Below are 25,801 nucleotides of genomic sequence, written 5' to 3' on the forward strand. Positions count from 1 at the left end.
GCGGCTACGGCAGGGTGGTGTCTACCTCGATTATTTTCCGTTATCCGGCCATGGGTGGCGCGTCACGGCGGGCGTACGTTTTAACGACGACTCGCTGACCGCGGTGTCGGCCCCTAACAACGGCACGTATATATTCGGCGGCAAGCGCTATCCCGCGCCGCCTGGCGCAACGGCGACCGCGTCGGTCCGATACCCCACCGCGATGCCATATCTTGGCATCGGCTTCGGGCACACGCCTGCAAGCAAGGGCTTTGGCTTTATTGCCGATATCGGCGTCGCGTATGGTGAACCGCAAACTAGCTATACGTTATCTCCACTGTTGAGCAAGCTCGCGGGTCCAACGCGGAGTGCGACGCTGATCAGTACCGGACAGCAGGAATTGCGCGACAAGGCATGGCGATTTCGCTGGTATCCCGTGATACAGATCGGCGTGTCATATCGCTTCTAACACGCAGGCCTTAGCGCGATGCTGAAGCCGCATCAAGCTTGTCCGTGCGCGGCAAGCCGCATGTGCACCGACTCAAGTTCCGACGGAAGGCGTGACGAAGCCCGATCAATCACTCGGTGAATTTCAGATCGGTTGTCCTCCATGGTCAACCCGAAGTGATCCATGGCCGCGAGGACAAACGCGACGCCATGCGTGAGTTCTTCCGCCGGACGCTCCCCGGCCGCTGGGAAACGCTGCGTGATGTCCGCGAAGACGAGCTCGATTCGATGACCGTATTTCGATTGCCGATAGATCAGGTCGCCGCGAAGGTGCGCAACGAGTTTCCGGATCGGGAGGATCACATGCCGGAAATACCGGTATGGACCGGCATCCTGCCATGCTCGACGGTTTTCCGGCAGCCGGTGGCCGATCATCGGTTCCCGTCCGAGCCGCTGCCGGATCACCTGAGGGAATTCTCGGGCAAGCCCGAATTCGGGGATCGCGTTGACGGAACGCGATGAAGTTTGCGCGGCCTGGGCCGGGTATTTAGGCCGAAGTGAGATGGCCGCGCAAATCCGGACGACAAGATACGTGGATCATCGAGCGCAATGCGAAGTGAACGCTTCGAAGCACGCGAATGCAAAACGCCGCCTTTTCAGGCGGCGTTTTGCATGACAAGAAACCACGCAAGGCACTCAAGCAACCCTGAACTTCCCGACAAGCCGCTTGAGCGTTTTCGCCTGATCGTCGAGCGACTGCGCCGCCGCCGTCGCTTCTTCGACGAGCGCCGCGTTCTGCTGCGTCCCGGCGTCCATCTGCGTCACGGCGCGGTTGATCTCCTCGATGCCCGCGCGCTGCTCGTGCGACGCCGCCGAAATCTCGCCGATGATGTCGTTCACGCGCTTCACCGCCTTCACGACTTCGTCCATCGTCTGACCGGCGTCCTGCGCGAGCGTGGAGCCGTTCGCCACGCGCTCCACCGAAGCGCTGATCAGCGTCTTGATCTCCTTGGCCGCCGCCGCGCTGCGCTGCGCGAGGTTGCGCACTTCGCCCGCCACGACCGAGAAGCCGCGTCCGTCCTCGCCCGCGCGCGCGGCTTCGACTGCCGCGTTCAGCGCAAGAATGTTGGTCTGGAACGCGATGCCCTCGATCACGCCGATGATGTCCGCAATGCTCTTCGCGCTCTCGTTGATCTCGTTCATCGTCGCGACCACGCGACCCACCACGCTGCCGCCCTTCTCCGCGATCTCCGAGGCATTGCCCGCGAGCGTGCTGGCCTGTGCCGCGTTTTCGGCGTTCAGGCGCACGGTCGACGTGAGTTCCTCCATGCTGCTCGCGGTGCGTTCGAGCGCGACCGCCTGTTGCTCGGTGCGATGCGAGAGATCGAGATTGCCGGTCGAAATCTGGCCCGACGCGGCGGCAATGGCCTCCGCACTCGCAGCAATTTCCGACACGGTCGAAGCGAGCCCGGTTTGCATGTCGCGCAGCGCGCCGAGCATGCTGGACGCGTCGCGCGCATCGACCTTGACCGGCTGCGCCAGGTCGCCCGAGGCGATGCGGCTCGCGATTTCCTTGGCGTGCACGGGTTCGCCGCCGAGCTGCCGCGCGATGCGCCGCACGACCCACTCGCCCATGACGAACGCGAGCACGAAGAGCGCGACGGTCGCGACGGCCATCATGACGAACGACGATTTATAGATGAACCCGGCCGTATCGATGGTCGCCTTCGCGGCCGTGCCGCGCTGCGTCACGAGCTGGTCGACGAGCTTTTCGAGCTTCTCCGTTTCGACGAGCAGCGACACGTCCTGCGTGCCGACCTGCCAGTTCATCTGCGAGAGATCGAGCGGCTGCGCCTTCACGAGCGTCACGAAATCGCGCAGATGGCCGCTCCACGTCGACGTCGCGGCGGCGAACTTCTTCTCCTGATCGAGCGCCTCCCCGCCGGACTGCGCCGCGTATTGCGCGAGCGCGCCCAGCTCGCGATCGAGTGCGGCGAGATCGCGGTCGATGTCCTGACCCAGTTCATCGCGCTCTTTCGCGGTCGTGGCGGTGAGCAGCATCTTTTGCGCACGGCTTGCGCGCAGCAGGTGGCCACGCGCCTCTTCGGCCGCGCGGCTGGCGATGTAACCCTGTTCGTAGATCGATTGCGTCGAGCTGTTGAGCCGGCTGATCTGAGCGAGCGAGAACACGCCCATGGCGAGCGTGCCGATGAGGAGCACGGCAAACGCAATCCGCAGCGTCCCCTTCACCGAGAACGATTTACCGTCCCCGCCCCGCGCGGCACGCGTCGTGCGTGTGCTGGCGCCCGTTGCGCCCGTGTCCTGCGACGTGAATCCGGCGCGCCGGCTCGCTTGTGATGCTGCTTTCATGTGGTTACGTCTCCTGCTTGTTGTAGTGCGCCCGGGAGCTGCGTCGCGGTCCGCCAGAACCGGTTCTACGGCAAGCGGGGCAGCAAACTTTAGCTCCCCGTCGTCGTGCCCTGATCTGTCGCATTCCGGCCCCGTCTCCTCACGCCTCGTGAGCGTGCGTACGGCGGGTTATACCCGGCCAAAATGACGGACCAATAAATCGCTCCAGGATCTGTTGCGCGCGCGCAGCAACTCTCGCCGTGGCGTTAAGCGACTGTGGATGTCCGATTCTCAACAAATAATGTCCGAACTATTCAGGCGAGACACATTACACTGCGTTCATAACGCTTATACATGCCCATTTCGTGCCGTTGCCGACACCCTCGGGGCGCGGCGCCCGCACGAACACTCCTGCGATTTACAACATGGAAACGAGCCTCAAGAAGAGTGCCCTTGCAGGCGCCGCGCCATCGGCATCCGCCGCGCTGCAGCCCACGATCTATTCGGTCCTCGGCGCGATCAGCTTTTCGCACCTGGTCAACGACATGATCCAGTCGTTGATCCTCGCGATCTATCCGATGCTCAAGGACAGCTTTTCGCTGTCCTTCACGCAGATCGGCCTCATCACGCTCACGTACCAGCTCACGGCGTCGATGCTGCAGCCGCTCGTCGGCATCTATACCGACAAACGCCCGATGCCGTATTCGCTGCCCTTCGGCATGGGCTTCACGCTGTGCGGCCTGCTGCTGATGTCGGTGGCGTCGAGTTTCACCGTGCTGCTCTGCGCTGCGGCGCTCGTGGGTTGCGGCTCGTCGGTGTTTCATCCGGAGTCGTCGCGCGTCGCGCGCATGGCCTCGGGCGGCCGTCACGGGCTCGCGCAATCGCTCTTCCAGGTGGGCGGCAATGCGGGCACGTCGCTCGGGCCGCTGCTCGCCGCCGCGATCGTCATGCCGCACGGCCAGCGCAGCATCGCGTGGTTCTCCGTCGCGGCGTTCGTCGCGATCTTCGTGCTCACGCAGGTCGGCCGCTGGTACAAGGCGCATCCGACCATGAAGAAAAAGCGCGCCGCGCCCCCGCACGCCGCCCTCTCGCGCGGCCGCATCGCCACGGCGCTCGGCGTGCTGCTGCTGCTCGTGTTCTCGAAGTACTTCTACCTCGCGAGCATCAACAGCTACTTCACGTTTTATCTGATCGACCGCTTTCACCTGAGCGTGCAGGCCGCGCAAATCCATCTGTTCGTGTTCCTCGCAGCCGTCGCGGCGGGCACGATCATCGGCGGACCGGTGGGCGACCGCATCGGCCGCAAATACGTGATCTGGGCGTCGATTCTCGGCGTCGCGCCGTTCACGCTGCTCCTGCCCTACGCCAGCCTGTTCTGGACCAGCGTGCTCACCGTGATCATCGGCCTCGTGCTGGCTTCGGCGTTCGCGGCCATCCTCGTCTACGCGCAGGAACTGATTCCGGGCAAGGTCGGCACGGTCGCGGGCCTCTTCTTCGGCCTCGCGTTCGGCCTCGGCGGCATCGGCGCGGCTGTGCTCGGCCAGCTTGCTGACGCCACCAGCATCGCCTTCGTCTACAAGGTCTGCTCGTTCCTGCCGCTCATCGGCTTGCTGACCGTGTTCCTGCCCGATGTCGAGGGCAAGCGCGTAAAGCAGGCCGCTGCCTGAATGCTGCCTGAATGCCGACTGAGTGAGCGCGCCGCGTGCGCGACGAACGGCCGGACGCCTCGCGGCACCGACCGTTTTTTTCAGGCGGCCAGCGCGCTTGCAGATCGTGCTGCGCCGCACCAGGCTTGAGTCAGTTCCGGTTCGCGCGAATAATAGGTCTCGCCGCGGCGGCGTACCGACACGCACTGCACGCCCGGCGCGCTGCCCCCGAAATCATCCACTACGTCAACCACTGCGCCACCCGCTGCGCGAAGAGGTCCGCCATGCAACTGTCCACGGTAGAGATCGTCAAGCCCGAAGCCGCCAACTTCATCCTCGGCCACTCGCACTTCATCAAAACCGTCGAGGATCTGCACGAAGCCCTTTACGGCACGGTGCCCGGCATCCGCTTCGGCCTCGCGTTTTGCGAAGCGTCCGGCAAGCGGCTCGTGCGCCGTTCGGGCACCGACGACGCGCTCGTCGAACTCGCCACGAGCAACCTGCAGCGCATCGGCGCGGGGCACAGCTTCATCGTGTTTCTCGGCGACGGCTTCTTCCCCGTGAATGTGCTCAACGCGATCAAGGCCGTGCCGGAGGTGTGCCGCATTTTCTGCGCGACGGCCAATCCCACCCAGGTACTCGTGGCCGAGACCGATCAGGGGCGCGGCATCGTCGGCGTCGTGGACGGTTTTCCTCCGCTTGGCGTCGAGGCCGAAGAGGACGTCAAGTGGCGCCGCGACCTGTTGCGCGCCATCGGCTACAAGGCCTGAGCGCCGATGCCGCCCCTCATGACAGACTCCGCCTCGCTTGGCGCGGCCATCGCGCAACGCAGCGAACACGCGCTGCGTTGCGGCGCGCTACTCCCGATCGCAACGCAGCGCACGGTGATCGAAGACGGCGGCGTGCGCTTCGTGGTGCGCGAAGTTTCGAGCCTCGCGCGCAAGGAAGCCGCAACGCGCGCGCCACACACGCCACGTGCAGCCGATCCGTTCCTGCCGTATGAACCCGATCTCTTCGTCGCCGATCTCTCCAGCACGCACGTGGCGCTGCTGAACAAGTACAACGTGATCGCGCACCATCTGCTGATCGTCACGCGGCGTTTCGAGCCGCAGCAGGCGTTGCTCGATCAGGCGGATTTCGCGGCGCTCTGTACGGCGCTGCACGCGGTAGACGGGCTCGGCTTTTACAACAGCGGGCCCGAGGCGGGCGCGAGCCAGACGCACAAGCATCTGCAGGTGGCGCCGCTGCCGATCGACGAAAGCACGGCGACCGTGCCGGTTGAAGCGCTGTTCGATTCGGTGCGGTTCGTTGACGGCATCGGGACCGTGCCGGGGCTGCATTTCCGGCACGCATTCGCAAGGCTCGATCTCACGGGCGAAGATGCGGCAGCGCGCATGACGGGCTGCTATCGCGCGCTGCTCGACGCCGCCGGAATCGGCACGCGCGACGTGCAAGGCGTCGCCCATCAAGCCACGCCGTACAACCTGCTCGTGACGCGCCGCTGGATGCTCGTGGTGCCGCGCGCGGCCGAGCGCGTAGAAGGGATTTCGGTGAATGCGCTCGGGTTTGCGGGTTCGCTCTTCGTGCGCGACGCCGCACAACGGCAAGCGCTCGCGCAGATCGGGCCGATGGCCGCGCTCGCACGCGTCGCGCTGCGGTAAGCTCGAAACGAGTGCTGTGCCAGTGCGACGCGAGCACGGTACAAGTGCGGTACAAGCGCACGGCAAGCTCAGCCGATGCCGAGCCACTCGCGCACCAGGTCCTCACGCGCCGCGAGTTCGCGCGGCGTACCGTCGAACACGATGCGCCCGTGCCCCATCACCGCGACGCGATCGGCGAGTTCGGGCGCAAGCGCGAGACGCTGCTCGATCAGCAGCACGGTAACACCGCGCTCGCGCAGCGTGCGCAGGCATTCGCCGACACGCGCGATCATCTGCGCGGCGAGTCCTTCGGTCGGTTCGTCGACGATCAGCAGATCCGGATCGCCCACGAGGGCGCGCGCAAGCGCGAGCATCTGCTGCTCGCCGCCCGAAAGCACGCCCGCGCGCGCGGCGCGCCGCTCGCGCAGGACGGGAAAAAGCGTCCAGGCATCCTCGATGCCGAAGCGCACGCGGCGCACACGCCGTGTGTGCCTGGCGTAGCTGGTGAGGCCGAGCCGCAGATTCTCCTCCACGCTCAAATCCGGAAACACGTCGCGCTGTTCCGCGACGTAGCCGAGCCCGAGCCGCGCGATCTCGAAGGTGCGCAGGCCGTCGAGCGAACGCCCCGCGAACACGCGCGCGCCTTCGGTGCGCACGAGCGACATCAGGGCTTTCGCAAGCGTCGAGCGGCCCGAGCCGTTGCGCCCCGCGAGCGCGACGATCTCGCCCGCGCCGACGCGCAAATCCACGCCATGCAATACCTGGCTCGCGCCGTACCACGCCCGCAGGCCCGCGATATCAAGCAGCGCGCTCATGATCCGAACCCGCTGCCGAGATAGGCGTCGCGCACGGCGGCGTCGGCGCGGATCGCATCGGGCGTGCCGGTCGCGATCACGCGGCCCTGCACGAGCACCGAAACGCGGTCGGCAAGCCCGAACACCGCGTCCATATCGTGCTCGATGACGAGCAGCGTCTTGCCCGCCGTCACCGTGCGGATCAGTTCGATGGCACGGGCGCTTTCCGCGCGATTCATGCCGGCGGTCGGTTCGTCGAGCAGCAGCATGTGCGCGCCGCCCGCGAGCGCGAGGCCGAGATCGAGCGCGCGTTGCTCGGCATAACCGAGCATGCCCGCAGCATGCTGCGCGACCGAAGCGAGGCCAATCGCCTCGATCACTTCCGCGGCCCGCGCATCGACGTCGCGCGAGCCGAACCAGCGCTCGACACACCCTGCCCAGCCGCGCCGCGAAGCCAGCACCGCGCAGCGCACGTTGTCGAAGACGGAGAGCCGCGCGAACACGCTCGTCGTCTGGAAGCTGCGTGCGAGCCCGCGCCGGGCAACCGCGGCGGAAGGCAGACGTGTCGTGTCGACGCCGTTCAGTTCGATGCGGCCCGCACTCGCGCGGCGCTCGCCCGCGATCAGGCTGAAGAGCGTCGATTTGCCCGCGCCGTTCGGGCCGATCAGCGCGTGACGCTCGCCCGCGTGCACGGCGAGATCGACGCCGCGCAAAATCGGCGTCGCGCCAAACCGTTTTTCGATGCCGCGAAGCCGGAGCACGACGCTCATCGCGTGTTCTCCTGCCTGTCAAGCGAGCGGAGTGCGCGCGCCATGCTGCGCGCTCGATGCGCGCCAGCCACCGCGAACGCCGCCAGCACGACAATCGCGCCCGCGAGCCACCACGCGCCGCGCGGCGTCAATGCTGCGAGCCACGCGCCGGGATCGGCATCGCGCAAACGCGCCGCGTACGCCCATTGCACGGCGAGCACGAACGCGAGCGCGCCGCTTGCAGCCGCGAACGCACCGGCCGCCCACGCGCGCGCGCCGCGCCGCCAGCCGTACCGCGCGATCCACGCGCGCTGGCGCGCGACGAAACCCGCCAGTCCGTCCGGCGCGGCGAGCACGACGGCGATGAAAAAGAGCCCCACGTAAAGCATCCAGGCGCGCGTGACGCTCGCGATGCCCACGCTGAACGCCACCCACACGAGCGCGCCGAGCACCGGTCCGAAGAACGACGCCGTGCCGCCCGTGACAGTCGCGATCAGCACGGCGGCCGAGCGCATCATGCCGACGCCCTCGGCGGCGGCCAGCTCGATGTTGATGAGCGCAAGCGTACCGGCCACACCCGCGAAGCCCGCGCTCCACACGATCATCGCGGCGCGTGCACGCGCAGGCGCGACGCCGAGCGCCGCTGCACGCACCGGGTTGTCGCGCACGGCGTTGGCAAGCCGTGCGAACGGCGTACGCGAGAGCGCGAACATCGCCGCGCTCGCCAAGAGACACCAGGCGGCGATAACCCAGTACGCCTGAAGATCGGGGCCGAAGGTCCAGCCCGCCCAGGCGGGCCCGCTCGCGCGGTCGATACCGATGCCCGCCTCGCCGCCGAACGCGCCGGGCAATGCCCACGCGGCCGCCGCGACGAGTTCGCCGAGCCCGAGCGTGATCATCGCGAACGCGGTGCCCGCGCGGCGTGCGGCCACGAGCGCGGTCAACACGCCGAAGGCCGCGCCGCCAAGGCCGCCTGCGAGCGGCAACAGCGGCAGCGCCATCGCATGGCGGTTGAACAGATGCGCGGCCACAAACGCGCCGATCCCCGCGGGCGCGGCGTGACCGAACGAGAGCAGCCCGGTTTCCCCGAGCAGCAGGTTGTATGAAAGCGCGAAAACGATCATCGTCGCGGCCTGCGCGAGACACGCGAGCAGCCAGCCCTGCGGCGCGAATGCGGGCAACGCATGGGCCGACGCATGGGCCGAAACCAGCGCCGAAACCAGCGGCGGCACGACGAACAGCGCGACGAGCGCGAGCCACGGCGCGCACGCCCGCCAGCGCATGGCGGGTCGCCTGGACGTCACGGCCGCGAGCGGTTCACGCATTTCACGCATCGTCGCCACGTTGTCCGAAGAGGCCGCGCGGCCGCACTGCGAGCATCACGACGAGCAGCAGATACGGCAGAAGCGGCGCGGCCTGCGCGAGCGTGAGCGCGCGCCATGCGGGCGAGATCGCAACGCCCCAGCGTGCACCGAGTGCGTCGAGCGACACATCGCTTGCCACGGCGAAGGTCTGCAGGCAGCCCACGGCGAGCGACGCAACAAACGCGCCGGACAACGAACCGAGTCCGCCCGTCACGACGACCACGAACACGATCGAGCCCAGCGACTCGGCCATCGCGGGCTCGACGACGAAAACCGGCGCAGCGACCGCGCCCGCAAGCGCCGCGAGTGCGGTGCCGAGCGCAAACACGAGCGTGCGCACGCGCGGCACGTCATGGCCGAGCGCTTCGACCGCCTGCGCGTGCGTGAGCGCCGCGCGCACGATGAGACCGGTCTTCGAGATGCGCAGCACGGCCCAGAGCGTGCCGAGCATGGCGACGGCGACGGCCATCGTGAACGCGCGATAGCGCGAGAAAACCGCGCCGCCGAGTGCGAAGAGCGGACCGTCGAGCACGGCGGGCATCGTCGCGGCAAGCGGCTCGAGCCCCCAGGCGAGCTTGACGAGTTCGCCGATCACATAAGCGGCGCCGAAGGTGAGCAAGAGCGCGTTGAGCGCAGTGCCTGCCCGCACGCGGCGCAGCAGCGCGCGTTCGAACCAGGCACCGGCGAGCCCCGCCACGAGCGGCGCGAGCACGAGCGCCCAGCCAAAACCGAGTGACGATGCCAGGGTCACGCCCAGATACGCGCCGAGCATGTAGAAGCTCGCGTGGGCGAAGTTGAGCACGCCGAGCATGCTGAAGATCAGCGTGAGTCCGGCGGACAGCATGAAGAGCAGCAGACCGTAGCTGATGCCGTTCAGTGCGTCGATGGCGAAGGTCTGCACGAAGGACGCTCTTTGCTCGCGGTGCGGTGGTGCGAAGGCGAGGCGCTCAGCCGCGCCCGTGACCCCGTACGGCTTCGTCGGCGGGCGCGACGACGAGACGCGCGAGCGCCGCATGCAGCCCCGCGGGCAGCGCACTGACCGGTCGGCGCGTTGCACGATCGACGTAGACGTGCACAAAGTGGCCCTGCGCGGCAGGCTGACCTTCGCCCTCACGGAAGAGGCCGACTTCGTAGCGCACGCTCGACGCACCCAGCCGCGCGACCCGCAGCCCCGCTTCGACGCGTTCCGGAAACACGAGCGGCGCGAAATAGTTGCACTGCGTCTCGACGACGAGGCCGATCGTCGTGCCATGCTCGATATCGAGCACGCCCGCGCGGATCAGATACTCGTTCACGACGGTATCGAAGTAGCTGTAGTAGACGACGTTGTTCACGTGGCCGTAGACATCGTTGTCCATCCAGCGCGTGGTGATGGGCAGGAAGTGAACGTAATCGGTGCGGACAAGGGCGACGGGTCGGTTCATCGGGAACGGAGCGGAGGTTGTTGGGACAAATGCCGGGGCGAGTTTTGTGGCGCGTTTCGTAGCGAAAACAACTGTGTGGTTAGCGGGCGTCAATCCCCGCGCCGCTCGACGAATTCGAACGGCAGAGCGGCTATTGTAGAGCGCGATCGGGACAGCGCGTTCGAAGGCCAGACACGGTGAAACCTCGTCCGCGCGCCCAAAACAAAAGGGCTGCCCTCGCGAGCAGCCCTTCATTACGTCGATCAGTCGATCAGTCGACCGGTTCGCGCGTTACAGCTTCGCTTCGACCCAGCCCTTCACGCCCGCGAGCGCGGCCGGCAGATTTGCCGGCTCGGTGCCGCCCGCCTGCGCCATGTCGGGACGCCCGCCACCCTTGCCGCCCACTTGCTGGGCGACGAAGTTCACGAGTTCGCCGGCCTTGACCTTCTTGCTCGCTTCGGCGGTCACGCCCGCGATCAGGCTCACCTTGCCGCCTTCGACAGCCGCCAGCACGATCGCCGCGCTCTTGAGCTTGTCCTTGAGCTTGTCGACGGTTTCGCGCAGCGTCTTCGCGTCCGCGCCTTCGAGCGTGGCCGCCAGCACGTGCACGCCGGCCACTTCGACGGCCTGGCCCACGAGTTCGTCGCCCTGGCTCGACGCGAGCTTCGACTTCAGCGCGCCCAGTTCCTTTTCCAGCGACTTCACCTGGTCCTGCACCTGCACGATGCGCTGCGTAAGTTCCGACGGCTGCGCCTTGAGCGCCGCAGCGGCTGCGTTGATGCGCGCATCGAGTTCCTGCACGTAACGCACGGCGTTGTCGCCGGTAATCGCTTCCACGCGGCGGATGCCCGCCGCCACGCCGCCTTCCACCACGATCTTGAAGAGGCCGATATCGCCGCTGCGGCTCACGTGCGTACCGCCGCAGAGTTCGCGCGAGAAGCCGAGGTCGAGCACGCGCACTTCGTCGCCGTACTTCTCGCCGAAGAGCGCCATCGCGCCGCCCTTCACCGCGTCGTCGAACGACATCACGCGCACGATGCCCGGCGCGTTCGCGAGCACTTCGGCATTCACGATGCCTTCGACGCGGCGGATTTCATCGTCCGTCATCGGCGCGTTATGGGCGAAGTCGAAACGCGTCTTCTCGGCGTCGACGAGCGAGCCCTTCTGCTGCACGTGCGAACCGAGCACTTCGCGCAGCGCCTTGTGCATCAGGTGCGTCGCCGAGTGGTTGCGCGCCGTGCGGGCGCGGCGGACTGCGTCGATTTCGCCCTTCACGATGTCGCCGACCTTCAGCGCGCCCTGCTCCAGCGTGCCGTGGTGGCCGATCACGTCGGCCTGGACCTTGAGCGTGTCCGCCACCGCGAAGCGCATGCTCGCGTTCGAAATCACGCCCTGGTCGCCCACCTGGCCGCCCGACTCGGCGTAGAACGGCGTGTGGTCGAGCACGACCACGGCGTCCTGGCCGGTCTTCACTGCGTTGACCGACGCGCCGTCGACGTAGAGCGCGACGACCTTCGCGTCGTCGAACACGATCTCTTCATAGCCGTGGAACGTGGTCTTCGCGCCCGAGTATTCGAGGCCCTGCGCCATCTTGAACTTGCCCGCCGCGCGTGCCTGCTCGCGCTGGCGCGCCATCGCGCCGTCGAACGCCGGCTCGTCGACGCTCATCTCGCGCTCGCGGCAGACGTCCGCCGTGAGGTCGAGCGGGAAGCCGTACGTGTCGTGCAGCTTGAACGCGAGTTCGCCGTCGAGCACCTTGCCGCCCTTCGCGGCGAGATCGGCCAGCGCGCCTTCGAGGATCGACATGCCGTGCTCGATCGTTTCGAAGAAGCGCTCTTCTTCCTGACGCAGCACGTCGGTCACGCGCTGTTCGGCGTCCTTCAGTTCCGGATAGGCCGCGCCCATTTCCGCGACGAGGTCGCCCACGAGCTTGTGGAAGAACGCGCTCTTCTGGCCGAGCTTGTAGCCGTGGCGGATCGCGCGGCGAACGATGCGGCGCAGCACGTAGCCGCGGCCTTCGTTGCCGGGGATCACGCCGTCGACGATCAGGAACGCGCAGGCGCGGATGTGGTCGGCGATGACCTTCAGCGAGTTGTTCGTGAGGTCGGGCGTGTTCGTTTCGCGCGCAGCGGCCTTGATGAGGTTCTGGAACAGGTCGATCTCGTAGTTGCTGTGCACGTGCTGCAGCACGGCCGCGAGACGCTCCAGACCCATGCCCGTATCGACGCACTGCTTGGGCAGCGGCGTCATGTTGCCCTGGGCATCGCGGTTGAACTGCATGAACACGAGATTCCAGATCTCGATGAAGCGGTCGCCGTCTTCTTCAGGCGATCCCGGGGGGCCGCCCCAGATTTCCGGGCCGTGATCGTAGAACACTTCCGAGCACGGGCCGCACGGGCCGGTGTCGGCCATCTGCCAGAAGTTGTCGGATGCGTAGCGCGCGCCCTTGTTGTCGCCGATGCGGATGATCCGCTCGACCGGCACGCCGATTTCCTTCGACCAGATGTCGAACGCCTCGTCGTCTTCCTTGTAGACGGTCACCGTGAGCTTCTCGGCCGGCAGCATGTAGACCCTGGTCAGCAGCTCCCAGCAGTAGTGGATCGCGTCGCGCTTGAAGTAGTCGCCGAACGAGAAGTTGCCGAGCATCTCGAAGAACGTGTGATGGCGCGCCGTGTAGCCCACGTTTTCGAGGTCGTTGTGCTTGCCGCCCGCGCGCACGCTGCGCTGCGCGGTGGTCGCGCGCGAGTACGGACGCGACTCGGCGCCGAGGAACACGTCCTTGAACTGCACCATGCCCGAGTTGGTGAAGAGCAGCGTCGGGTCGTTGCCCGGCACGAGGCTCGACGAGCGCACGATCGTGTGGCCCTTCGATTCAAAGAACTTGAGGAATTTCTCGCGGATTTCAGCGGCTTTCATGGCGTGCTTTGGAGGCGTCCTGTGCGTATGTCCTCGCCCCGGGACCGGCATGCCGCGCGCGTGGCGCCGACGTGACGGCCGGACAGCGTTCTGGTTTTCTATCGGAGTAATGGCTTGCTTCGTTCCGGCCGGGCCGGCGGCGATCCGCGCAGTTGCGAACCCGCAGTTGCGAACCCGCAGTTGCGAACCGGTTGGAGCGGTTCGCGACCGTATCGGTCGCCGGGGAATCGGTCGATTATACGGGATCGAAGCGGGATCGAAGCGGGATCGAAGCAGCCTCGCGGCGGCGCAGCCGGGCTGACTTGCGACGCGGTGCTGTCGCGTGTCAGGCCAGCGCTGAATGCTCGGTGAATGCCCGGCAAAAGGACCAGGCACGTGAGCGAAATCCACCCGGCTTATCGCCCTGTCGCCGGCCGCAGTTCCGCTAAGCGAAACACTGTACCGAAATTCACATCACCACGTCGGGATCGCGTAAGATGCCGGGATCGGTCGCGCACGAGGTAACGGGCGGCCAACCGCACAACAACCCTGGACGACACCGCATGGGCGCTCTCAGCCATATCCGCGTACTGGACCTCACCCGCGTGCTCGCGGGGCCGTGGTGCGCGCAGACCCTCGCCGACTTCGGCGCCGACGTAATCAAGGTGGAGCGCCCCGGCGCGGGCGACGACACGCGCCACTGGGGTCCCCCGTACCTGAAGACGCCCGACGGCAAGGACACGGCCGAAGCCGCCTACTACCTCGCCGCGAACCGCAACAAGCGCTCGGTGAGCGTGGATATCTCGACGCCCGAAGGCCAGCGCATCGTGCGCGAACTCGCTGCGCAGAGCGACGTCGTGCTGGAAAACTACAAAGCCGGGCAACTGAAGAAATACGGGCTCGACTACGACTCGCTGCGCGCCGTGAAGCCGGACCTCATCTACTGTTCGGTGACGGGTTTCGGCCAGACCGGCCCGTACGCCGCGCGCGCGGGCTACGACTTCATCGTGCAGGGCATCGGCGGCTTCATGAGCATCACCGGGGAGCGCGACAACCTGCCGGGCGGCGGTCCGCAAAAGGCGGGCGTCGCGATTGCGGACCTCATGACCGGCATGTACGCGACCATCGCCGTGCTCACGGCGCTTGCGCACCGCGACCGCACGGGCACGGGCCAGTACATCGACATGGCGCTGCTCGACGTGCAGGTGGCGATGCTCGCGAACATGAATTCGAACTACCTCGCGAGCGGCAAGCCGCCCGTGCGCTGGGGCAACGCGCACCCGAACATCGTGCCCTACCAGGCCTTCCAGACGAGCGATAGCTGGATCATCCTCGCCGTCGGCAACGACGGGCAGTTCCGCAAGTTCGTCGAAGTGGGCGGAAAGCCCGAACTCGCCGACGACGAGCGCTTCGCGACCAATCCCGCGCGCGTGCGTCACCGCGATACGCTCGCGCCGATCGTCGCCGACCTGATCCGCTCGCGCACCAAGGCCGACTGGATCGCCGCGCTCGAAGCGGCCGGCGTGCCGTGCGGGCCGATCAACGATCTGTCCGAGGTGTTCGAGAACGAACAGGTCATCGCGCGCGGGATGCAGGTGGATCTGCCGCACCCGTCGGGCGGGACGGCCAGGCTCGTGCGCAACCCCATCCGCATGAGCGAAACGCCGCCGCGCGTGGAGCGCCATCCGCCGACGCTCGGCGAGCACACCGACGCCGTCCTGCGCGACGTGCTCGGCTACGACGCGGAGCAGGTCGCCGCGCTGCGCGGCAAGGGCGTTGTCTGAGCTTGCGCGGCAGCGGCACGCCGCTGCCCGCTGTCCGCTTTACTGCAGCCTCACTGCGGCCTCACTTCGACATCGATTCGAGCCATTCGAGACCCTGCGGCCAGCTGTCGAGGCCGCTTTCCGCGTTGATGTGACCGCGCGCGCCAATGCCGTTCCAGCGGCTGCCCCACGCCTGCGCACAGCGCTCGGCGAACGGGATGCCGCCGTACGGATCGTCGCTGCTCGCGACGACGATGCTTGCAAACGGCAACGGGACGAGCGGAACCGGATCGAAGCCGCGGGCATCGGCGGGAAACGCGGGGCCGTGCGGATCCGGCACCGCGACGAGGAGCGCCCCCGCAACCTGCGCCACCCCGCCGCCTGTACGCGCCGCGCTGGCGTGCCGCGCGGCCCAGTGAGCGATAGTCAGGCAGCCGAGGCTGTGCGCCGCCAGCAGCACGCGAGCGCCCGCGGCGCTCGCCTCGCCCACCGCCGATTCGAGCGCGCGGCACCAGGCCTCGCAATCCGGATGCCTCCAGTCGGGCATCTGCACCCGCACGAAACCGGCCTGTTCTTCTTCCCAGCGCGTCTGCCAATGGCCAGGCCCGGAATTCAGATAGCCCGGCAGCACCAGCACCCGTTGTTCTTTCATCGTTATTTCCCGTCAAATACGCGGCGATTGCGTCGACACGGCGCCAGAACAGCATCGGCGCGACCTGCAAACTTCCTGCAAACTGTCAGGGCTTCCTCGCCCGGTTACGTCAGGTAAAATGGGCAGCACCACCCGGGCGTGTGGATTTTCGTTGAAATCGCGCCCTAGAACGATCTTCCCCTTCTCGCATGAATATCGAACGCAAAGACGCTGACCGCAGCGACGCGCCCGCGGCATCCAACTTCATCCGCAACATCATCGATGACGACAACCGCTCGGGCAAGTGGGGCCAGCGCGTGGAAACGCGCTTCCCGCCGGAGCCGAACGGCTATCTGCACATCGGCCACGCGAAGAGCATCTGCCTGAACTTCGGCGTGGCGAAGAGCTACGGCGGCGTGTGCCACCTGCGCTTCGACGACACGAACCCGGAAAAAGAGAGCGTCGAATACGTCAACTCGATCGTCGACGCGGTGACGTGGCTCGGCTTCGAATGGAAAAAGGCCGACCAGGACCACCTCTACTACGCGAGCGACTACTACGACAAGCTCTACGCATTCGCCGAACTGCTGATCGAGCGCGGCAAGGCGTATGTCGACAGCCAGAGCGCGGAAGAAATGCGCGCGAGCCGCGGCTCGCTCACGGAGCCGGGCAAGGCATCGCCGTACCGCGACCGCACGCCGGAGGAAAACCTCGCCCTGTTCCGCCGCATGAAGGCGGGCGAATTCGCCGAAGGCGAGCACGTGCTGCGCGCGAAGATCGACATGGCGTCGCCGAACATCAACATGCGCGACCCCGTGATCTACCGCATCCGCTTCGCGCACCACTACCGCACCGGCGACAAATGGTGCGTGTATCCGATGTACGACTACACGCACTGCATCTCGGACGCGCTCGAAAACATCACGCACTCGCTCTGCACGCTGGAGTTCGAAGACCATCGCCCGCTCTACGACTGGGTGCTGAACGAACTCGCGGACGCCGGCGTCTTCACGCGCCCGCTGCCGCAGCAAATCGAGTTTTCGCGCCTCAACCTGACCTACGCGATCACGAGCAAGCGCAAGCTGCTGCAGCTGGTGACCGAAGGCCACGTCGAAGGCTGGGACGACCCGCGTATGCCGACCATCGTCGGCTTGCGCCGGCGCGGCTTCACGCCGGAGAGCATCCAGCTCTTTTGCGAGCGCATTGGCGTGACGAAGGTCGATTCGTGGATCGACATGAGCGTGTTCGAAGGCGCGCTGCGCGACGACCTCGACGAGAAAGCGCCGCGCACGACCGCCGTGCTCGACCCGCTCAAGCTCATCATCGACAACTATCCGGAAGGCCAGAGCGAAGACTGCACGGCGCCGGTGCATCCGCACCATCCTGAGCGCGGCCAGCGCACGTTCCCGATCTCGCGCGAACTGTGGATCGAGCGCGAAGACTTCATGGAAACGCCGCCGAAAGGCTACTTCCGCCTGTTCCCGGGCAACAAGGTTCGACTGCGCTACGGCTACGTCATCGAATGCACGGGCGCGGACAAGGACGAGAACGGCAACGTCATCGCCGTTCACTGCAACTACTTCCCGGACAGCAAGTCGGGCACCGAAGGCGCGAACAACCACAAGGTGAAGGGCAACATCCACTGGGTGAGCGCGGCGCACGCGTGCCCGGCGGAAGTGCGTCTGTACGACCGCCTGTTCCGCGAGCCGCAGCCGGACGCGGGCGGACGCGACTTCCTCGAAGCGCTCAATCCCGACTCGAAGCGCATCGCACACGCGTACCTCGAACCGGGCGCACGCAACGCCGCTGCGGAAGACCGCTATCAGTTCGAGCGTCACGGCTACTTTGTCGCGGATCGCGTCGATTCGAAGCCGGGCCAGCCGGTGTTCAACCGCATCGTCGGCCTGCGCGACAGCTGGGCGAAGTAAGTCAGCTCGCCGGCTCACGCGCAAAAGAAAACCTGCTGCGTGAATCGTCGACCCGCGCCGCAAAGGCGCGGGAAAACCGAGGCTGATTTCCCACAATCCCCCGTAAACATGACGTTTCGGGGGATTTTCCGTTGCGGGAATGCTTTGCGGGAGACTACGCCCTGACTTGAACTGAGTTTGGTGAATGGGCGAATTACACTCGTTGCGGCGTCTACTAACGCCTTTGCGGTGCGGCCCGGTGGATCACGCAACGGCTTTACTGTTTCCCCGACCGCCGACGCGTCGATTCCGGCACGCCGAGGCGCGTTCACAGCGTGCGATGCAGCAGGACGAGCGAGAGCGTCGTCTCGAAGAGACGCGTGAGGCTGCGGCTTGCGAACTGCCCGACCTCGTCCGGCGCGATCCAGCGCCAGGCATCCATTTCGGGGATCATCACGCCATCTTCGCGACGCGGGAACCACGACGTGCAGACGCAATGCGAAAGATCGAGTTCATTTGCGAGCGCACGCGCGGCGAACAGGTGCAGATCTTTGTCGCGGCGATAAACGTAACGCCCCAGATCCTTCAGCCGCGACGAATCGAGCGCGATTCCGGTTTCCTCGACCATCTCGCGCACCGCGCTCTCGGCCTCGGTCTCGCCGGGCTCGCCGTGCCCTTTTGGAATGTCCCAATGGTTCGTGCCGGTTGCGTGCGCGAGCAACACACGGCCCGCAGGATCGAGCAGCACGGTGCCGCATGACACGACCTTGCCGTTCACCACGCTCGGCGCACCTCCCGGTCGAGCCACGCGGCCACCGATTGCAGCTGCGATACGCTCTGACCGAACCGGGTTCGGGTGGTCATCGAATGTTCTCCTTCATGAGCAATCGGATCGGAAAAAGAATAGCACGCGAGGTTTTTTCTTAACGGCTGCCGTGCGGGAGTGCGCTTTGTTTCAGGCGAGATTCGGGAATAACCGGCTGCCGACGACGACGGCTACGCTCCGCGTGTTTTGTGCTCACGCGGACTTCGGCCTTTGCGGAGATTAAATTCTCTATCCGAGTGCGAATTTTTTTATTTATGTTTATGTCCCGATTTCGCATGTGCGGATTAAACGGCACGATGAAAAGCGCGTGCGCTCTCGACCCTGCAAAGTGGGTGTCTGTGGAACGTGCGTAGACGTAGAAAGTATCCGCGGCGATCACAGCGGACCAAATAGTGCGGCGGCGACGGAAGACATGCGAATCGACAGGCAGTGGGCCTGAACGGCCCACTGATCTCCGCTGGCGCGTCGTACTCCGCTGCCTGATCCGCGCGCCGGAGAGTCAGCGGCAAGCCTGGGCAACGCGTGGCATTGCCCGGCTAACGTGCCGTACCAAGCGGCTCAAGCTGCTCAAGCGGCGCGAGCGGTTCAGCAGGCGAGTACGTCGTCGATGACTCGCTGGCCCGCACTGTAGCCTGTACTCTGCACGTCGGCTACCGTCACAAACGGCATTCGATTGTCAGACATAAGACGCATGGGTGCGACCGCGGGGCGCGTTGCCCCCATCCTGCCGATGCGCACGACGGCAACAAAGCCGCACGCGGCCAACGAAGCAACGTTACCCGACGACTCCCGCATCGGCTCAGCCTCAACGGTTACGTCAAAGCCTCTGTAGTTGTACATCTTCTTCATCCAGCCCCCACCGAAATTCCGCGCAACAGGCCCAAGAAAGCTCGCCGGGTGGAAGTTTACTGGTTAGCAAAGGCTGTGGATCAGGCTGCGACGCTTGGTATCAGGTCTGCGTCAAAGTAGACATTCAGCCCTAATTTCATGTTGCGTTTGGACGCTGTGTCTGAGACGGCATGCCGCGCTCGCCTGCCCAAAGGGAAGTTCGGTGACGAGACACAGATCAGCGTGTGTGAGGGGGAACTACCGGGAGTCGTAAAGGAATTGGCTGTGGATCAGATCAAAACGGCCCATGACGAACGCACCCGCAAAGGTATCGGGTTTCGTTCTCCCGGCAGGATAAACACGGCAACAGGGTGCAATCCAGGCAGTGGCGTGAATTGCAAACCCATTGATTTTGGTGGGGAAATCTGGTGCGACAGGAGGGGCTCGAACCCCCGACCCTCGGCTTAGAAGGCCGATGCTCTATCCAGCTGAGCTACTGTCGCGTAAGCGCGTGCCTTGCGAGCCGCCCCCGCATGCGCGGCGTGCGCAGGAGGACGGGGCTGGATTATACCTTGATCGACCTGCGCCGGTCGTGCCTTGGCGGGCGCGGTTTCAGACCGGCGGCTGATGCAGCATGAACCAGCCGAGGCAAATCGCGCCCGCAATGACACAGTACACGCCGAACGACGCGAGGCGTCCACGGCCTTCAAAATAGCGCATCAGGAACCGCACGCTGAGCCACGCGGCGATGCCCGTGAGCACGCCGCCCACCACAGCCGTCATCAACTGGTCGCGCGCGTGAAAGAGCTTGGGCAGTTCGAGCAGGCCCGCGGCGAAGATAATCGGCGTGCCGAGCAGGAACGAAAACTCGGCGGCCTTCTCGGCCGTAAGACCCGCAGCGTTGCCCGCGATCATCGTGAGGCCGCTGCGCGAGAAGCCCGGAATCAACGCGCCGATCTGTGCGAGACCGACGAGAAACGCCTGGCGGAACGTGAGCTTTTCTGGCGCGCGATGCATGCGCGCGCGCTGCAGGCGGTCGCCGAACCACAGCAGCACGCCGTTGATCATAAGCGCCGCCGCGACGATGCGCAGATCGTGGAAAAGCGTCTCGATGCGCTTTTCCATCACAAGGCCGACAAGACCCGCAGGAATCGTCCCGATGATAAGCGCCCACATCATGTGGCCATCGTCGCTCTTGTGGCCGGCGAGCGAGCCGATAAAACCGCGGATCAACGCAACCCAGCGCTCGCGGAAATACCAGAGCAGCGCGACCGCTGTGCCCAGATGCAGCGCGACGAGAAACGGCAGCAGTTGCGGCGCATGTTTGTCGATGTGCATGCCGAAGAGCGCCGGCACGAGCAGCGTATGGCCGAGACTGCTCACGGGAAAGAGTTCGGTGACGCCCTGCAGTACGCTCAGAGACAATAGAAACCAGAGACTCACTCGCAGATCCTCGAAATGGGTAGACATGGCGCCGGACCGCAACGCTAACGGTGCGACGAAGCGCCCCGATTATGCCGGGGCAGTAACGCAGCGCCAAGTAGCGAGGCGCATTTGTCGAGAAACTTACGGCGCCGCAACAATTTCTAACGAACCCGCGCGATGATGCCGGGGCGTGATCGCCGAACTGCATCCAGGCAAACGTGGTAACCGCACAGGCCGGATGTCTCGCACCCTACGCGCGCATTACCGATGAGGGTTTCCACGCGTCGGAAAGCGGCGCACAATCCGCGTTCATCGCCGAATTGCGACCCCTTTCACGTCATCTACACGCCAGGCCATGGAATCACGCCCTCCGCAGGACATCCTCGAGTTCTCCAGCGGCGCTTCGGCGTTGCGTTTCGCACCGTGGGCGGGCGGCCGCCTGCTCTCATGGCATATCGACGGTCAACCGGTCATCCACTGGCCCGAGCACGCGAACTGGAGCCAGCCGGCGCGCATTCGCGGCGGCAACCCGCTGCTGTTCCCGTTTCTCGGGCGCCATCGTGTCGATGGGCAGATCGGGCGCTGGCGCGATGCGCAAGGCGTCGTACGTGATTTGCCAATGCACGGGTTCGCGCGCGACCTGCCCTTTTCGGCGCAAATCGACGACGACGGCCACGGCGTCCGCATGACGCTTACCGATTCAGCGGCCACGCGCGCGGGCTATCCGTTTGCGTTCCGTTTCGAAGCCGCCTACCGCCTCGTCGACGAGCACACGCTCGAAGTGTCGCTGACGACAACCAATCGAGGCACCGAGCCGCTGCCCTGGTACGCTGGCCACCACTTCTACTTCGCACTGCCCCATACGCAGCGCGCGCAGACGACGCTGGAACTGCCGCCCACCACGCGCCGCCATCAGTTACCCGATGGCTCGATCAGCGCTGCGGAACCGGGGGAAGCGCGATACCGGCTCGATGATCCGGGCATTGTCGACCGCTTCCACATCCTCAACCCGACGCCGCCTTCCGCTCCGGTACGCATGGTTGCGCCGACGCTCCGCCGCAGCGTCATGATCGACCTCGACCGGCCCGACTCGCTGCCGTGGTATGCGGTGACGACGTGGACCGAGGCAGACGACTCCGACTTCTACTGCATCGAACCGTGGCTCGGTCTGCCGGACGCGATCCATAACGGCCTCGGTCTGCGCTGGCTCGCGCCCGGGGCGTCAGAGACAGCCGTTCTGCGAATCAGCGTGGATGCGCTCGCCTGACGCGCGCATCGCACTCCCCTTCGGGCTCCATTCGGGGCCCTATGTCAACCATCCTGAGGTGCTACCGCTTGCGTCGGAGGTGCGACGGTTTGTGCGGGGGTAAACCCGCTAAAATCAGACGATTGCCAACGCGGAATCGCCGCACGGCAAGCTCTTGCGGGGTTCGAGGTTGACAAAAACAATGTTGGCAAAAAGGATCGGACGGGGAATCGGGCCAATCGCGTGTGCGACGCTCGTCGCGCTGCTCGCTGCGTGCGGATTGCCGCCGGTCGGGCCGGGCTTTTATCGCGTGGAGTCCGGCGACACGGTGAGCAAGATTGCACGTGAGAATCGGCAACCGGTGCAGAACATCGTGCGATGGAACAGCCTGTCGAACCCCAACGCTATCGAAGTCGGCCAGGTCCTGCGCGTAGCGCCGCCTGCGAACACTGCACCGGCACCGGCCGCCGCACCGGCAGCGGCAGCCGCAACGGCCCCCGCGCCGCGCGCGAACCGCCCCGCACGGCCCGCGGCGCCCGACGCCCCGCCGAGGCCGACGGCCGTTCCCGCGACATCCATTTCGCTTGTCTGGCCCACGAATGGCAAAGTGATTCGCACGTTCGACGGCCGTGATTCGAAGGGAATCGATATCGTCAACGCTGCGGGTACGCCGGTGGTTGCGGCAGCGGCCGGGAGGGTCGTCTATGCGGGCAACGGCTTGCGCGGATATGGCAACCTGCTGATCGTCAAGCACAACGGCGACTACCTGACCGCGTACGCGCACAATCAGGCGCTGCTCGTGAAGGAAGGGCAAGCGGTCACGCAGGGCCAGCAGATTGCGCAGATGGGCAGCAGCGACAATGACCGCGTGATGCTCCATTTCGAACTGCGTTACCAGGGTCGATCGATCGACCCGGCACGCGAACTGCCGCCACGTTGAGTACGCCGCTACACTCCCGATAACAAAAAAAGCCCGGCATGGTGCCGGGCTAACGGGGGTTTGGCGCATTTCGGCAAAGGACCGGTTTACCATGCGCCGAAACGGAATTTATCAATGGCCTGACGCCGCTGCAATCGTTTAATTTTCTCGAAAATGTGTCGCGGCGCACCGATTATGAAACGCGTGGACTTTTTTATGGATTCAGGAGATCAGAAGAATGCGAGCGCACATAGGTAATCCACATCAAACATAGATTACAAATATGATACAGATTACAGCAAAGTCTTGATTTAATTGATTTTCACATTCATCTGAGAATGTCATCAAGGTGTCTGCGGCGGGCCCGTTTCAGCCAGCTGGAAGCCATTGATAGCGCCAGTTTCAAGCGCACCGTTTTTAGTGGGCAAGCGCACGTATAAAGTCATTTAGCCGGAACGCGCGCACGAGATTGAAGCATTTTCATTCGTGCCCACTCGCGTCTGATTAATATCTGAATATCTCAAATATTAATATTATGGTTTGTACAGCGACGCTGCACCGACCACCCATTCGCGATAACCTCCCGATCGTTTATAGTAACGGCCGCAACCGTTTTTCAATGACCATGACTACTCCCGACGCCACGCCCAGTCAGATGTACACCAAACTCCTCGGCGAAACAGCCAAAATCGACTGGCAAGATCTCGAACGTTTTTTCGCGCAAGGCAAGTTGCTTTCGGTGGCACGCGATCTCGATCTCGTCAGCATCGCCGAGGCCATTGCCAACGATGATGCCGAACGCGTCACGCAATGGCTGTCGTCGGGGCTCGTCGAACGGATGCAAGCCGCCACCGCAGCCGACTACGCGGCGCGCAAGCCGGAGCTGTGGGCGGTCGTCGTCTCGCCGTGGGTCTGCGTGCAGGAACGCGGTTGAGCGGAGACGTCCCGCTCCCGGCGCAACGCGGATGGCATCGGCGTGTCCTGACGCTCGCGTTTCCCATCGTCCTCGCCAACCTCACGCAGCCGATTCTCGGCGCCGTCGACACAGCGGTAGCCGGCCATCTGGGCAGCGCAGCAGATCTCGGCGGCGTGGCGCTCGGCGGGCTGTTCTTCAACTTCGTGTTCTGGGGCTTCGGCTTCCTGCGCATGGGCACAACCGGGCTCGTCGCACAGGCATTCGGTGCGGGCGACCGCATCAGCCTGCGGGCCAATGTCGTTCGCGCGTTGTTGCTGGCATTCGCGATCGGCGCTGTAATCCTGCTCGTGCAAGCGCCTTTGATCCGCCATGCACTCGCATTGATCGGCGCAAGCGGCGAGGTGCAGCGTAACGCGCAGACGTACTGCGAGGCGCGCATCGGCGCCGCGCCGTTCGCGCTCGCAAACTATGTCGTACTCGGTTATCTGCTCGGTACGCAGCGCGTACGCCTCGCGCTCGCGGCTCAGGTGTTCGTCAACGTCGCGAACGTGATTGCGGTGCTGCTGTACGTGTACGGGCTCGGCTGGGGTATTGCGGGCATCGGTGCGGCCACGGCCACCGCCGATGCGCTCGGCTTCGTGTTCGGCGCCGCCGTGCTCCGCTATCGGCTACCGCACGGGTTACCGCGGCTGCGCCTCGCTAGCGTCCTTGAACCCGCTGCGCTCGGGCGGCTCGTCGCGATCAATCGCGACATCTTTCTGCGCACGATGTGCCTGCTCGGATCCTTCGGGTGGTTCGCGCATATCGGCGCGAAGCAAGGCGACGCTATCCTCGCCGCGAACGCCCTGCTCCTGAATTTTCAGACCTTCATGGCATACGGGCTGGATGGCTTTGCCCATGCTGCCGAGGCGCTCGTCGGCGCCGCAATCGGTGCGCGTGATCGCGACGCCTTCCATCAGGCGGTGAAGGTCAATCTGTTCTGGTCTGTACTCGGCGCGCTCGCGTTCTCGGCGGTTTACTGGGCCGCCGGAAGCTGGATCATCGAGCAACTGACCAACCAGGCCGATGTACGAACCGCCGCGGAGCGTTTTCTGCCTTGGGCAGCACTGTCACCGCTCGTGTCGGTATGGGGTTTCTTGCTCGACGGTGTATTCATCGGCGCGACACGCACACGCGCGCTGATGCGCTCGATGGCAATATCGCTCGCCGTATTTCTCGCCACGTCGTGGGCGCTGGTCGGCACATTCGGCAACCACGGCCTGTGGGCTGCCCTGCTCATCTTCATGGCCGTGCGTGGCTTGACGCTCTCGCCACTATTGCCGCGCATTGCCGGCGCAATCCGTCCTGCCACAGCGCAACCGCAATAAGACGATTCGCGCGCGGTTATTGAGCGGGCGGCAGGTTGTCGATCATCATTGGCGGCCGGTCGTCGGTGGGGACACCGTGATAGTCCGGCGGATCGTGCGGCGGCGGTCCGCCGTGCCTGGTCGCCGTATTGTCGGCGCAGGCCGAAAGCAAAGCGGCCGCTGCGGCCACCAGAAGAACGCGAAACATCGGATCCAATCCTTTCAAAATTATTTCGTTTTGCAGCCTTGGTACAGCACGCTATTTTTTCTGACTCTCGGCTGTCCTAAGATAGAAAAATTGCCGCAACCAAAGGAGGCTGCCATGGATGCCGAAAGTATTGCGGGCCTGATCGGACTGGCCGTCGGTCTACTGGTGCTGCTTGCACTGTCGATCTACGAATCCCGAGCCTACCGCAAGGAACACGAGGGCGAAGGCATGATGCATCACTGGCTTGCCGTGCATCACGTGCTTGACCGGGTGCACCGCAAACACTGAAGCACAGCGCGCGGGGGTGGACGAACCGCGCAAGCCGCAGCGCCAATACGACCTGCGCCGCTGGTCGCTGAGGAGCGTTTTGTCTCGCGGACCTTAAAATCGTCGCTTTTTCAGGCACAAACGCAAAAACCCCGGCTTTTGAGGGCCGGGGTTTTGCTGGATAAGGAGCCTGACGATTACCTACTTTCACACGGGCAATCCGCACTATCATCGGCGTGGAGTCGTTTCACGG

At 65.1% G+C, this 25,801-nt stretch carries 22 protein-coding genes, 1 tRNA gene and 1 pseudogene; 12 read left to right on the forward strand and 12 right to left on the reverse strand.

Annotated features, from left to right (window positions below; all coding sequences use genetic code 11):
- A pseudogene (locus EPN59_RS14125) lies at positions 1 to 448 on the forward strand (hypothetical protein); the annotation flags it as partial.
- Between the two features lie 104 nt (positions 449 to 552).
- Positions 553 to 948: a pyridoxamine 5'-phosphate oxidase family protein gene (locus EPN59_RS14130; RefSeq protein ID WP_293046241.1), complete on the forward strand. Its 396-nt coding sequence runs from the start codon at positions 553 to 555 to the stop codon at positions 946 to 948.
- A 174-nt stretch (positions 949 to 1,122) separates the two neighbouring features.
- Here the strand turns inward: EPN59_RS14130 and EPN59_RS14135 are convergent, their stop codons facing one another.
- Entirely contained in the window at positions 1,123 to 2,796 is a 1,674-nt protein-coding gene (locus tag EPN59_RS14135; protein ID WP_293036740.1) for a methyl-accepting chemotaxis protein, read from the reverse strand.
- A 404-nt stretch (positions 2,797 to 3,200) separates the two neighbouring features.
- On the opposite strand from EPN59_RS14135, the gene EPN59_RS14140 reads away from it, so the two are divergent.
- From EPN59_RS14140 to EPN59_RS14150, 3 genes are all read left to right on the forward strand, one after another.
- The gene (locus tag EPN59_RS14140; RefSeq protein WP_293036742.1) at positions 3,201 to 4,442 is read left to right on the forward strand and encodes an MFS transporter; all 1,242 of its coding nucleotides are present in this window, start codon (positions 3,201 to 3,203) and stop codon (positions 4,440 to 4,442) included.
- A 263-nt stretch (positions 4,443 to 4,705) separates the two neighbouring features.
- Positions 4,706 to 5,191: an adenosine-specific kinase gene (locus EPN59_RS14145; protein WP_293036744.1), complete on the forward strand. Its 486-nt coding sequence runs from the start codon at positions 4,706 to 4,708 to the stop codon at positions 5,189 to 5,191.
- 18 nt (positions 5,192 to 5,209) lie between these two features.
- Positions 5,210 to 6,082 (forward strand): DUF4922 domain-containing protein, encoded by an 873-nt coding sequence (locus EPN59_RS14150; protein WP_293036746.1) that lies wholly within the window; start codon positions 5,210 to 5,212, stop codon positions 6,080 to 6,082.
- A gap of 68 nt (positions 6,083 to 6,150) precedes the next feature.
- On the opposite strand, the gene EPN59_RS14155 is transcribed toward EPN59_RS14150, so the two are convergent.
- The 6 genes from EPN59_RS14155 to alaS all read right to left on the reverse strand — a co-directional run bounded on the left by EPN59_RS14155 (position 6,151) and on the right by alaS (position 13,287).
- Complete coding sequence (locus EPN59_RS14155) at positions 6,151 to 6,876, reverse strand: ABC transporter ATP-binding protein (protein WP_293036747.1); 726 nt, start codon at positions 6,874 to 6,876, stop codon at positions 6,151 to 6,153.
- On the reverse strand, positions 6,873 to 7,625 hold the full coding sequence (locus EPN59_RS14160; protein ID WP_293036749.1) for an ABC transporter ATP-binding protein: 753 nt from the start codon (positions 7,623 to 7,625) through the stop codon (positions 6,873 to 6,875). The genes EPN59_RS14155 and EPN59_RS14160 overlap by 4 nt, the downstream gene beginning before the upstream one ends.
- Positions 7,622 to 8,938, reverse strand: coding sequence for a branched-chain amino acid ABC transporter permease (locus tag EPN59_RS14165; protein WP_293036751.1), 1,317 nt, complete (start codon positions 8,936 to 8,938; stop codon positions 7,622 to 7,624). Before EPN59_RS14165 ends, EPN59_RS14160 begins: the two co-directional genes overlap by 4 nt.
- Positions 8,931 to 9,869: a branched-chain amino acid ABC transporter permease gene (locus tag EPN59_RS14170; protein ID WP_293036753.1), complete on the reverse strand. Its 939-nt coding sequence runs from the start codon at positions 9,867 to 9,869 to the stop codon at positions 8,931 to 8,933. Before EPN59_RS14170 ends, EPN59_RS14165 begins: the two co-directional genes overlap by 8 nt.
- Positions 9,870 to 9,915: 46 nt before the next feature.
- Positions 9,916 to 10,392, reverse strand: coding sequence for a thioesterase family protein (locus EPN59_RS14175; RefSeq protein ID WP_293036755.1), 477 nt, complete (start codon positions 10,390 to 10,392; stop codon positions 9,916 to 9,918).
- Between the two features lie 270 nt (positions 10,393 to 10,662).
- Positions 10,663 to 13,287, reverse strand: a complete 2,625-nt coding sequence (gene alaS, locus EPN59_RS14180; RefSeq protein ID WP_293036757.1) for an alanine--tRNA ligase — start codon at positions 13,285 to 13,287, stop codon at positions 10,663 to 10,665.
- A gap of 542 nt (positions 13,288 to 13,829) precedes the next feature.
- Here alaS and EPN59_RS14185 point away from each other — a divergent pair.
- Positions 13,830 to 15,050, forward strand: coding sequence for a CaiB/BaiF CoA-transferase family protein (locus EPN59_RS14185; protein ID WP_293046238.1), 1,221 nt, complete (start codon positions 13,830 to 13,832; stop codon positions 15,048 to 15,050).
- Positions 15,051 to 15,111: 61 nt separating this feature from the next.
- On the opposite strand, the gene EPN59_RS14190 is transcribed toward EPN59_RS14185, so the two are convergent.
- Entirely contained in the window at positions 15,112 to 15,687 is a 576-nt protein-coding gene (locus EPN59_RS14190; protein ID WP_293034603.1) for an alpha/beta hydrolase, read from the reverse strand.
- A 182-nt stretch (positions 15,688 to 15,869) separates the two neighbouring features.
- Between EPN59_RS14190 and EPN59_RS14195 the strand changes: the two genes are divergently transcribed.
- Complete coding sequence (locus EPN59_RS14195) at positions 15,870 to 17,588, forward strand: glutamine--tRNA ligase/YqeY domain fusion protein (RefSeq protein WP_293034595.1); 1,719 nt, start codon at positions 15,870 to 15,872, stop codon at positions 17,586 to 17,588.
- A 307-nt stretch (positions 17,589 to 17,895) separates the two neighbouring features.
- Here the strand turns inward: EPN59_RS14195 and EPN59_RS14200 are convergent, their stop codons facing one another.
- The 3 genes from EPN59_RS14200 to EPN59_RS14210 form a co-directional block, all read right to left on the reverse strand.
- Positions 17,896 to 18,345: an NUDIX hydrolase gene (locus EPN59_RS14200; RefSeq protein ID WP_293034604.1), complete on the reverse strand. Its 450-nt coding sequence runs from the start codon at positions 18,343 to 18,345 to the stop codon at positions 17,896 to 17,898.
- A 1,302-nt stretch (positions 18,346 to 19,647) separates the two neighbouring features.
- Positions 19,648 to 19,724: transfer RNA gene (locus tag EPN59_RS14205), tRNA-Arg, on the reverse strand.
- A 109-nt stretch (positions 19,725 to 19,833) separates the two neighbouring features.
- On the reverse strand, positions 19,834 to 20,664 hold the full coding sequence (locus tag EPN59_RS14210) for an undecaprenyl-diphosphate phosphatase (protein ID WP_293034597.1): 831 nt from the start codon (positions 20,662 to 20,664) through the stop codon (positions 19,834 to 19,836).
- Positions 20,665 to 21,001: 337 nt separating this feature from the next.
- On the opposite strand from EPN59_RS14210, the gene EPN59_RS14215 reads away from it, so the two are divergent.
- The 4 genes from EPN59_RS14215 to EPN59_RS14230 all read left to right on the forward strand — a co-directional run bounded on the left by EPN59_RS14215 (position 21,002) and on the right by EPN59_RS14230 (position 25,094).
- The gene (locus tag EPN59_RS14215) at positions 21,002 to 21,913 is read left to right on the forward strand and encodes an aldose epimerase (protein WP_293034598.1); all 912 of its coding nucleotides are present in this window, start codon (positions 21,002 to 21,004) and stop codon (positions 21,911 to 21,913) included.
- Positions 21,914 to 22,094: 181 nt separating this feature from the next.
- Positions 22,095 to 22,832, forward strand: a complete 738-nt coding sequence (locus EPN59_RS14220) for a peptidoglycan DD-metalloendopeptidase family protein (protein WP_293034599.1) — start codon at positions 22,095 to 22,097, stop codon at positions 22,830 to 22,832.
- A gap of 604 nt (positions 22,833 to 23,436) precedes the next feature.
- Positions 23,437 to 23,745 carry a DUF2288 domain-containing protein gene (locus EPN59_RS14225; RefSeq protein ID WP_293034605.1) on the forward strand — a complete coding sequence of 103 codons (309 nt, stop codon included), beginning with the start codon at positions 23,437 to 23,439 and terminating at the stop codon, positions 23,743 to 23,745.
- Complete coding sequence (locus tag EPN59_RS14230; RefSeq protein ID WP_293034600.1) at positions 23,742 to 25,094, forward strand: MATE family efflux transporter; 1,353 nt, start codon at positions 23,742 to 23,744, stop codon at positions 25,092 to 25,094. Before EPN59_RS14225 ends, EPN59_RS14230 begins: the two co-directional genes overlap by 4 nt.
- 16 nt (positions 25,095 to 25,110) lie before the next feature.
- Here the strand turns inward: EPN59_RS14230 and EPN59_RS14235 are convergent, their stop codons facing one another.
- Positions 25,111 to 25,281: a hypothetical protein gene (locus EPN59_RS14235; RefSeq protein WP_293034601.1), complete on the reverse strand. Its 171-nt coding sequence runs from the start codon at positions 25,279 to 25,281 to the stop codon at positions 25,111 to 25,113.
- Positions 25,282 to 25,395: 114 nt separating this feature from the next.
- Here EPN59_RS14235 and EPN59_RS14240 point away from each other — a divergent pair, with 114 nt between their 5' ends.
- A complete protein-coding gene (locus EPN59_RS14240; protein ID WP_293034602.1) occupies positions 25,396 to 25,569 on the forward strand; it encodes a hypothetical protein in 174 nt (57 codons plus the stop codon).
- The last annotated feature ends 232 nt before the right edge of the window (positions 25,570 to 25,801 follow it).

The sequence above is a fragment of the Paraburkholderia sp. genome (assembly GCF_004298475.1).
GTDB lineage: Bacteria > Pseudomonadota > Gammaproteobacteria > Burkholderiales > Burkholderiaceae > Paraburkholderia > Paraburkholderia denitrificans.

Bases quoted from the DNA above. Each gene is read 5' to 3' on its own strand.
- EPN59_RS14135 (WP_293036740.1), bottom strand. From the start codon at position 2,796: ATGAAAGCAGCATCACAAGCGAGCCGGCGCGCCGGATTCACGTCGCAG.
- EPN59_RS14140 (WP_293036742.1), top strand. From the start codon at position 3,201: ATGGAAACGAGCCTCAAGAAGAGTGCCCTTGCAGGCGCCGCGCCATCG.
- EPN59_RS14145 (WP_293036744.1), top strand. From the start codon at position 4,706: ATGCAACTGTCCACGGTAGAGATCGTCAAGCCCGAAGCCGCCAACTTC.
- EPN59_RS14150 (WP_293036746.1), top strand. From the start codon at position 5,210: ATGACAGACTCCGCCTCGCTTGGCGCGGCCATCGCGCAACGCAGCGAA.
- EPN59_RS14155 (WP_293036747.1), bottom strand. From the start codon at position 6,876: ATGAGCGCGCTGCTTGATATCGCGGGCCTGCGGGCGTGGTACGGCGCG.
- EPN59_RS14160 (WP_293036749.1), bottom strand. From the start codon at position 7,625: ATGAGCGTCGTGCTCCGGCTTCGCGGCATCGAAAAACGGTTTGGCGCG.
- EPN59_RS14165 (WP_293036751.1), bottom strand. From the start codon at position 8,938: ATGCGTGAAATGCGTGAACCGCTCGCGGCCGTGACGTCCAGGCGACCC.
- EPN59_RS14175 (WP_293036755.1), bottom strand. From the start codon at position 10,392: ATGAACCGACCCGTCGCCCTTGTCCGCACCGATTACGTTCACTTCCTG.
- alaS (WP_293036757.1), bottom strand. From the start codon at position 13,287: ATGAAAGCCGCTGAAATCCGCGAGAAATTCCTCAAGTTCTTTGAATCG.
- EPN59_RS14185 (WP_293046238.1), top strand. From the start codon at position 13,830: ATGGGCGCTCTCAGCCATATCCGCGTACTGGACCTCACCCGCGTGCTC.
- EPN59_RS14195 (WP_293034595.1), top strand. From the start codon at position 15,870: ATGAATATCGAACGCAAAGACGCTGACCGCAGCGACGCGCCCGCGGCA.
- EPN59_RS14215 (WP_293034598.1), top strand. From the start codon at position 21,002: ATGGAATCACGCCCTCCGCAGGACATCCTCGAGTTCTCCAGCGGCGCT.
- EPN59_RS14220 (WP_293034599.1), top strand. From the start codon at position 22,095: ATGTTGGCAAAAAGGATCGGACGGGGAATCGGGCCAATCGCGTGTGCG.
- EPN59_RS14225 (WP_293034605.1), top strand. From the start codon at position 23,437: ATGACTACTCCCGACGCCACGCCCAGTCAGATGTACACCAAACTCCTC.
- EPN59_RS14235 (WP_293034601.1), bottom strand. From the start codon at position 25,281: ATGTTTCGCGTTCTTCTGGTGGCCGCAGCGGCCGCTTTGCTTTCGGCC.
- EPN59_RS14240 (WP_293034602.1), top strand. From the start codon at position 25,396: ATGGATGCCGAAAGTATTGCGGGCCTGATCGGACTGGCCGTCGGTCTA.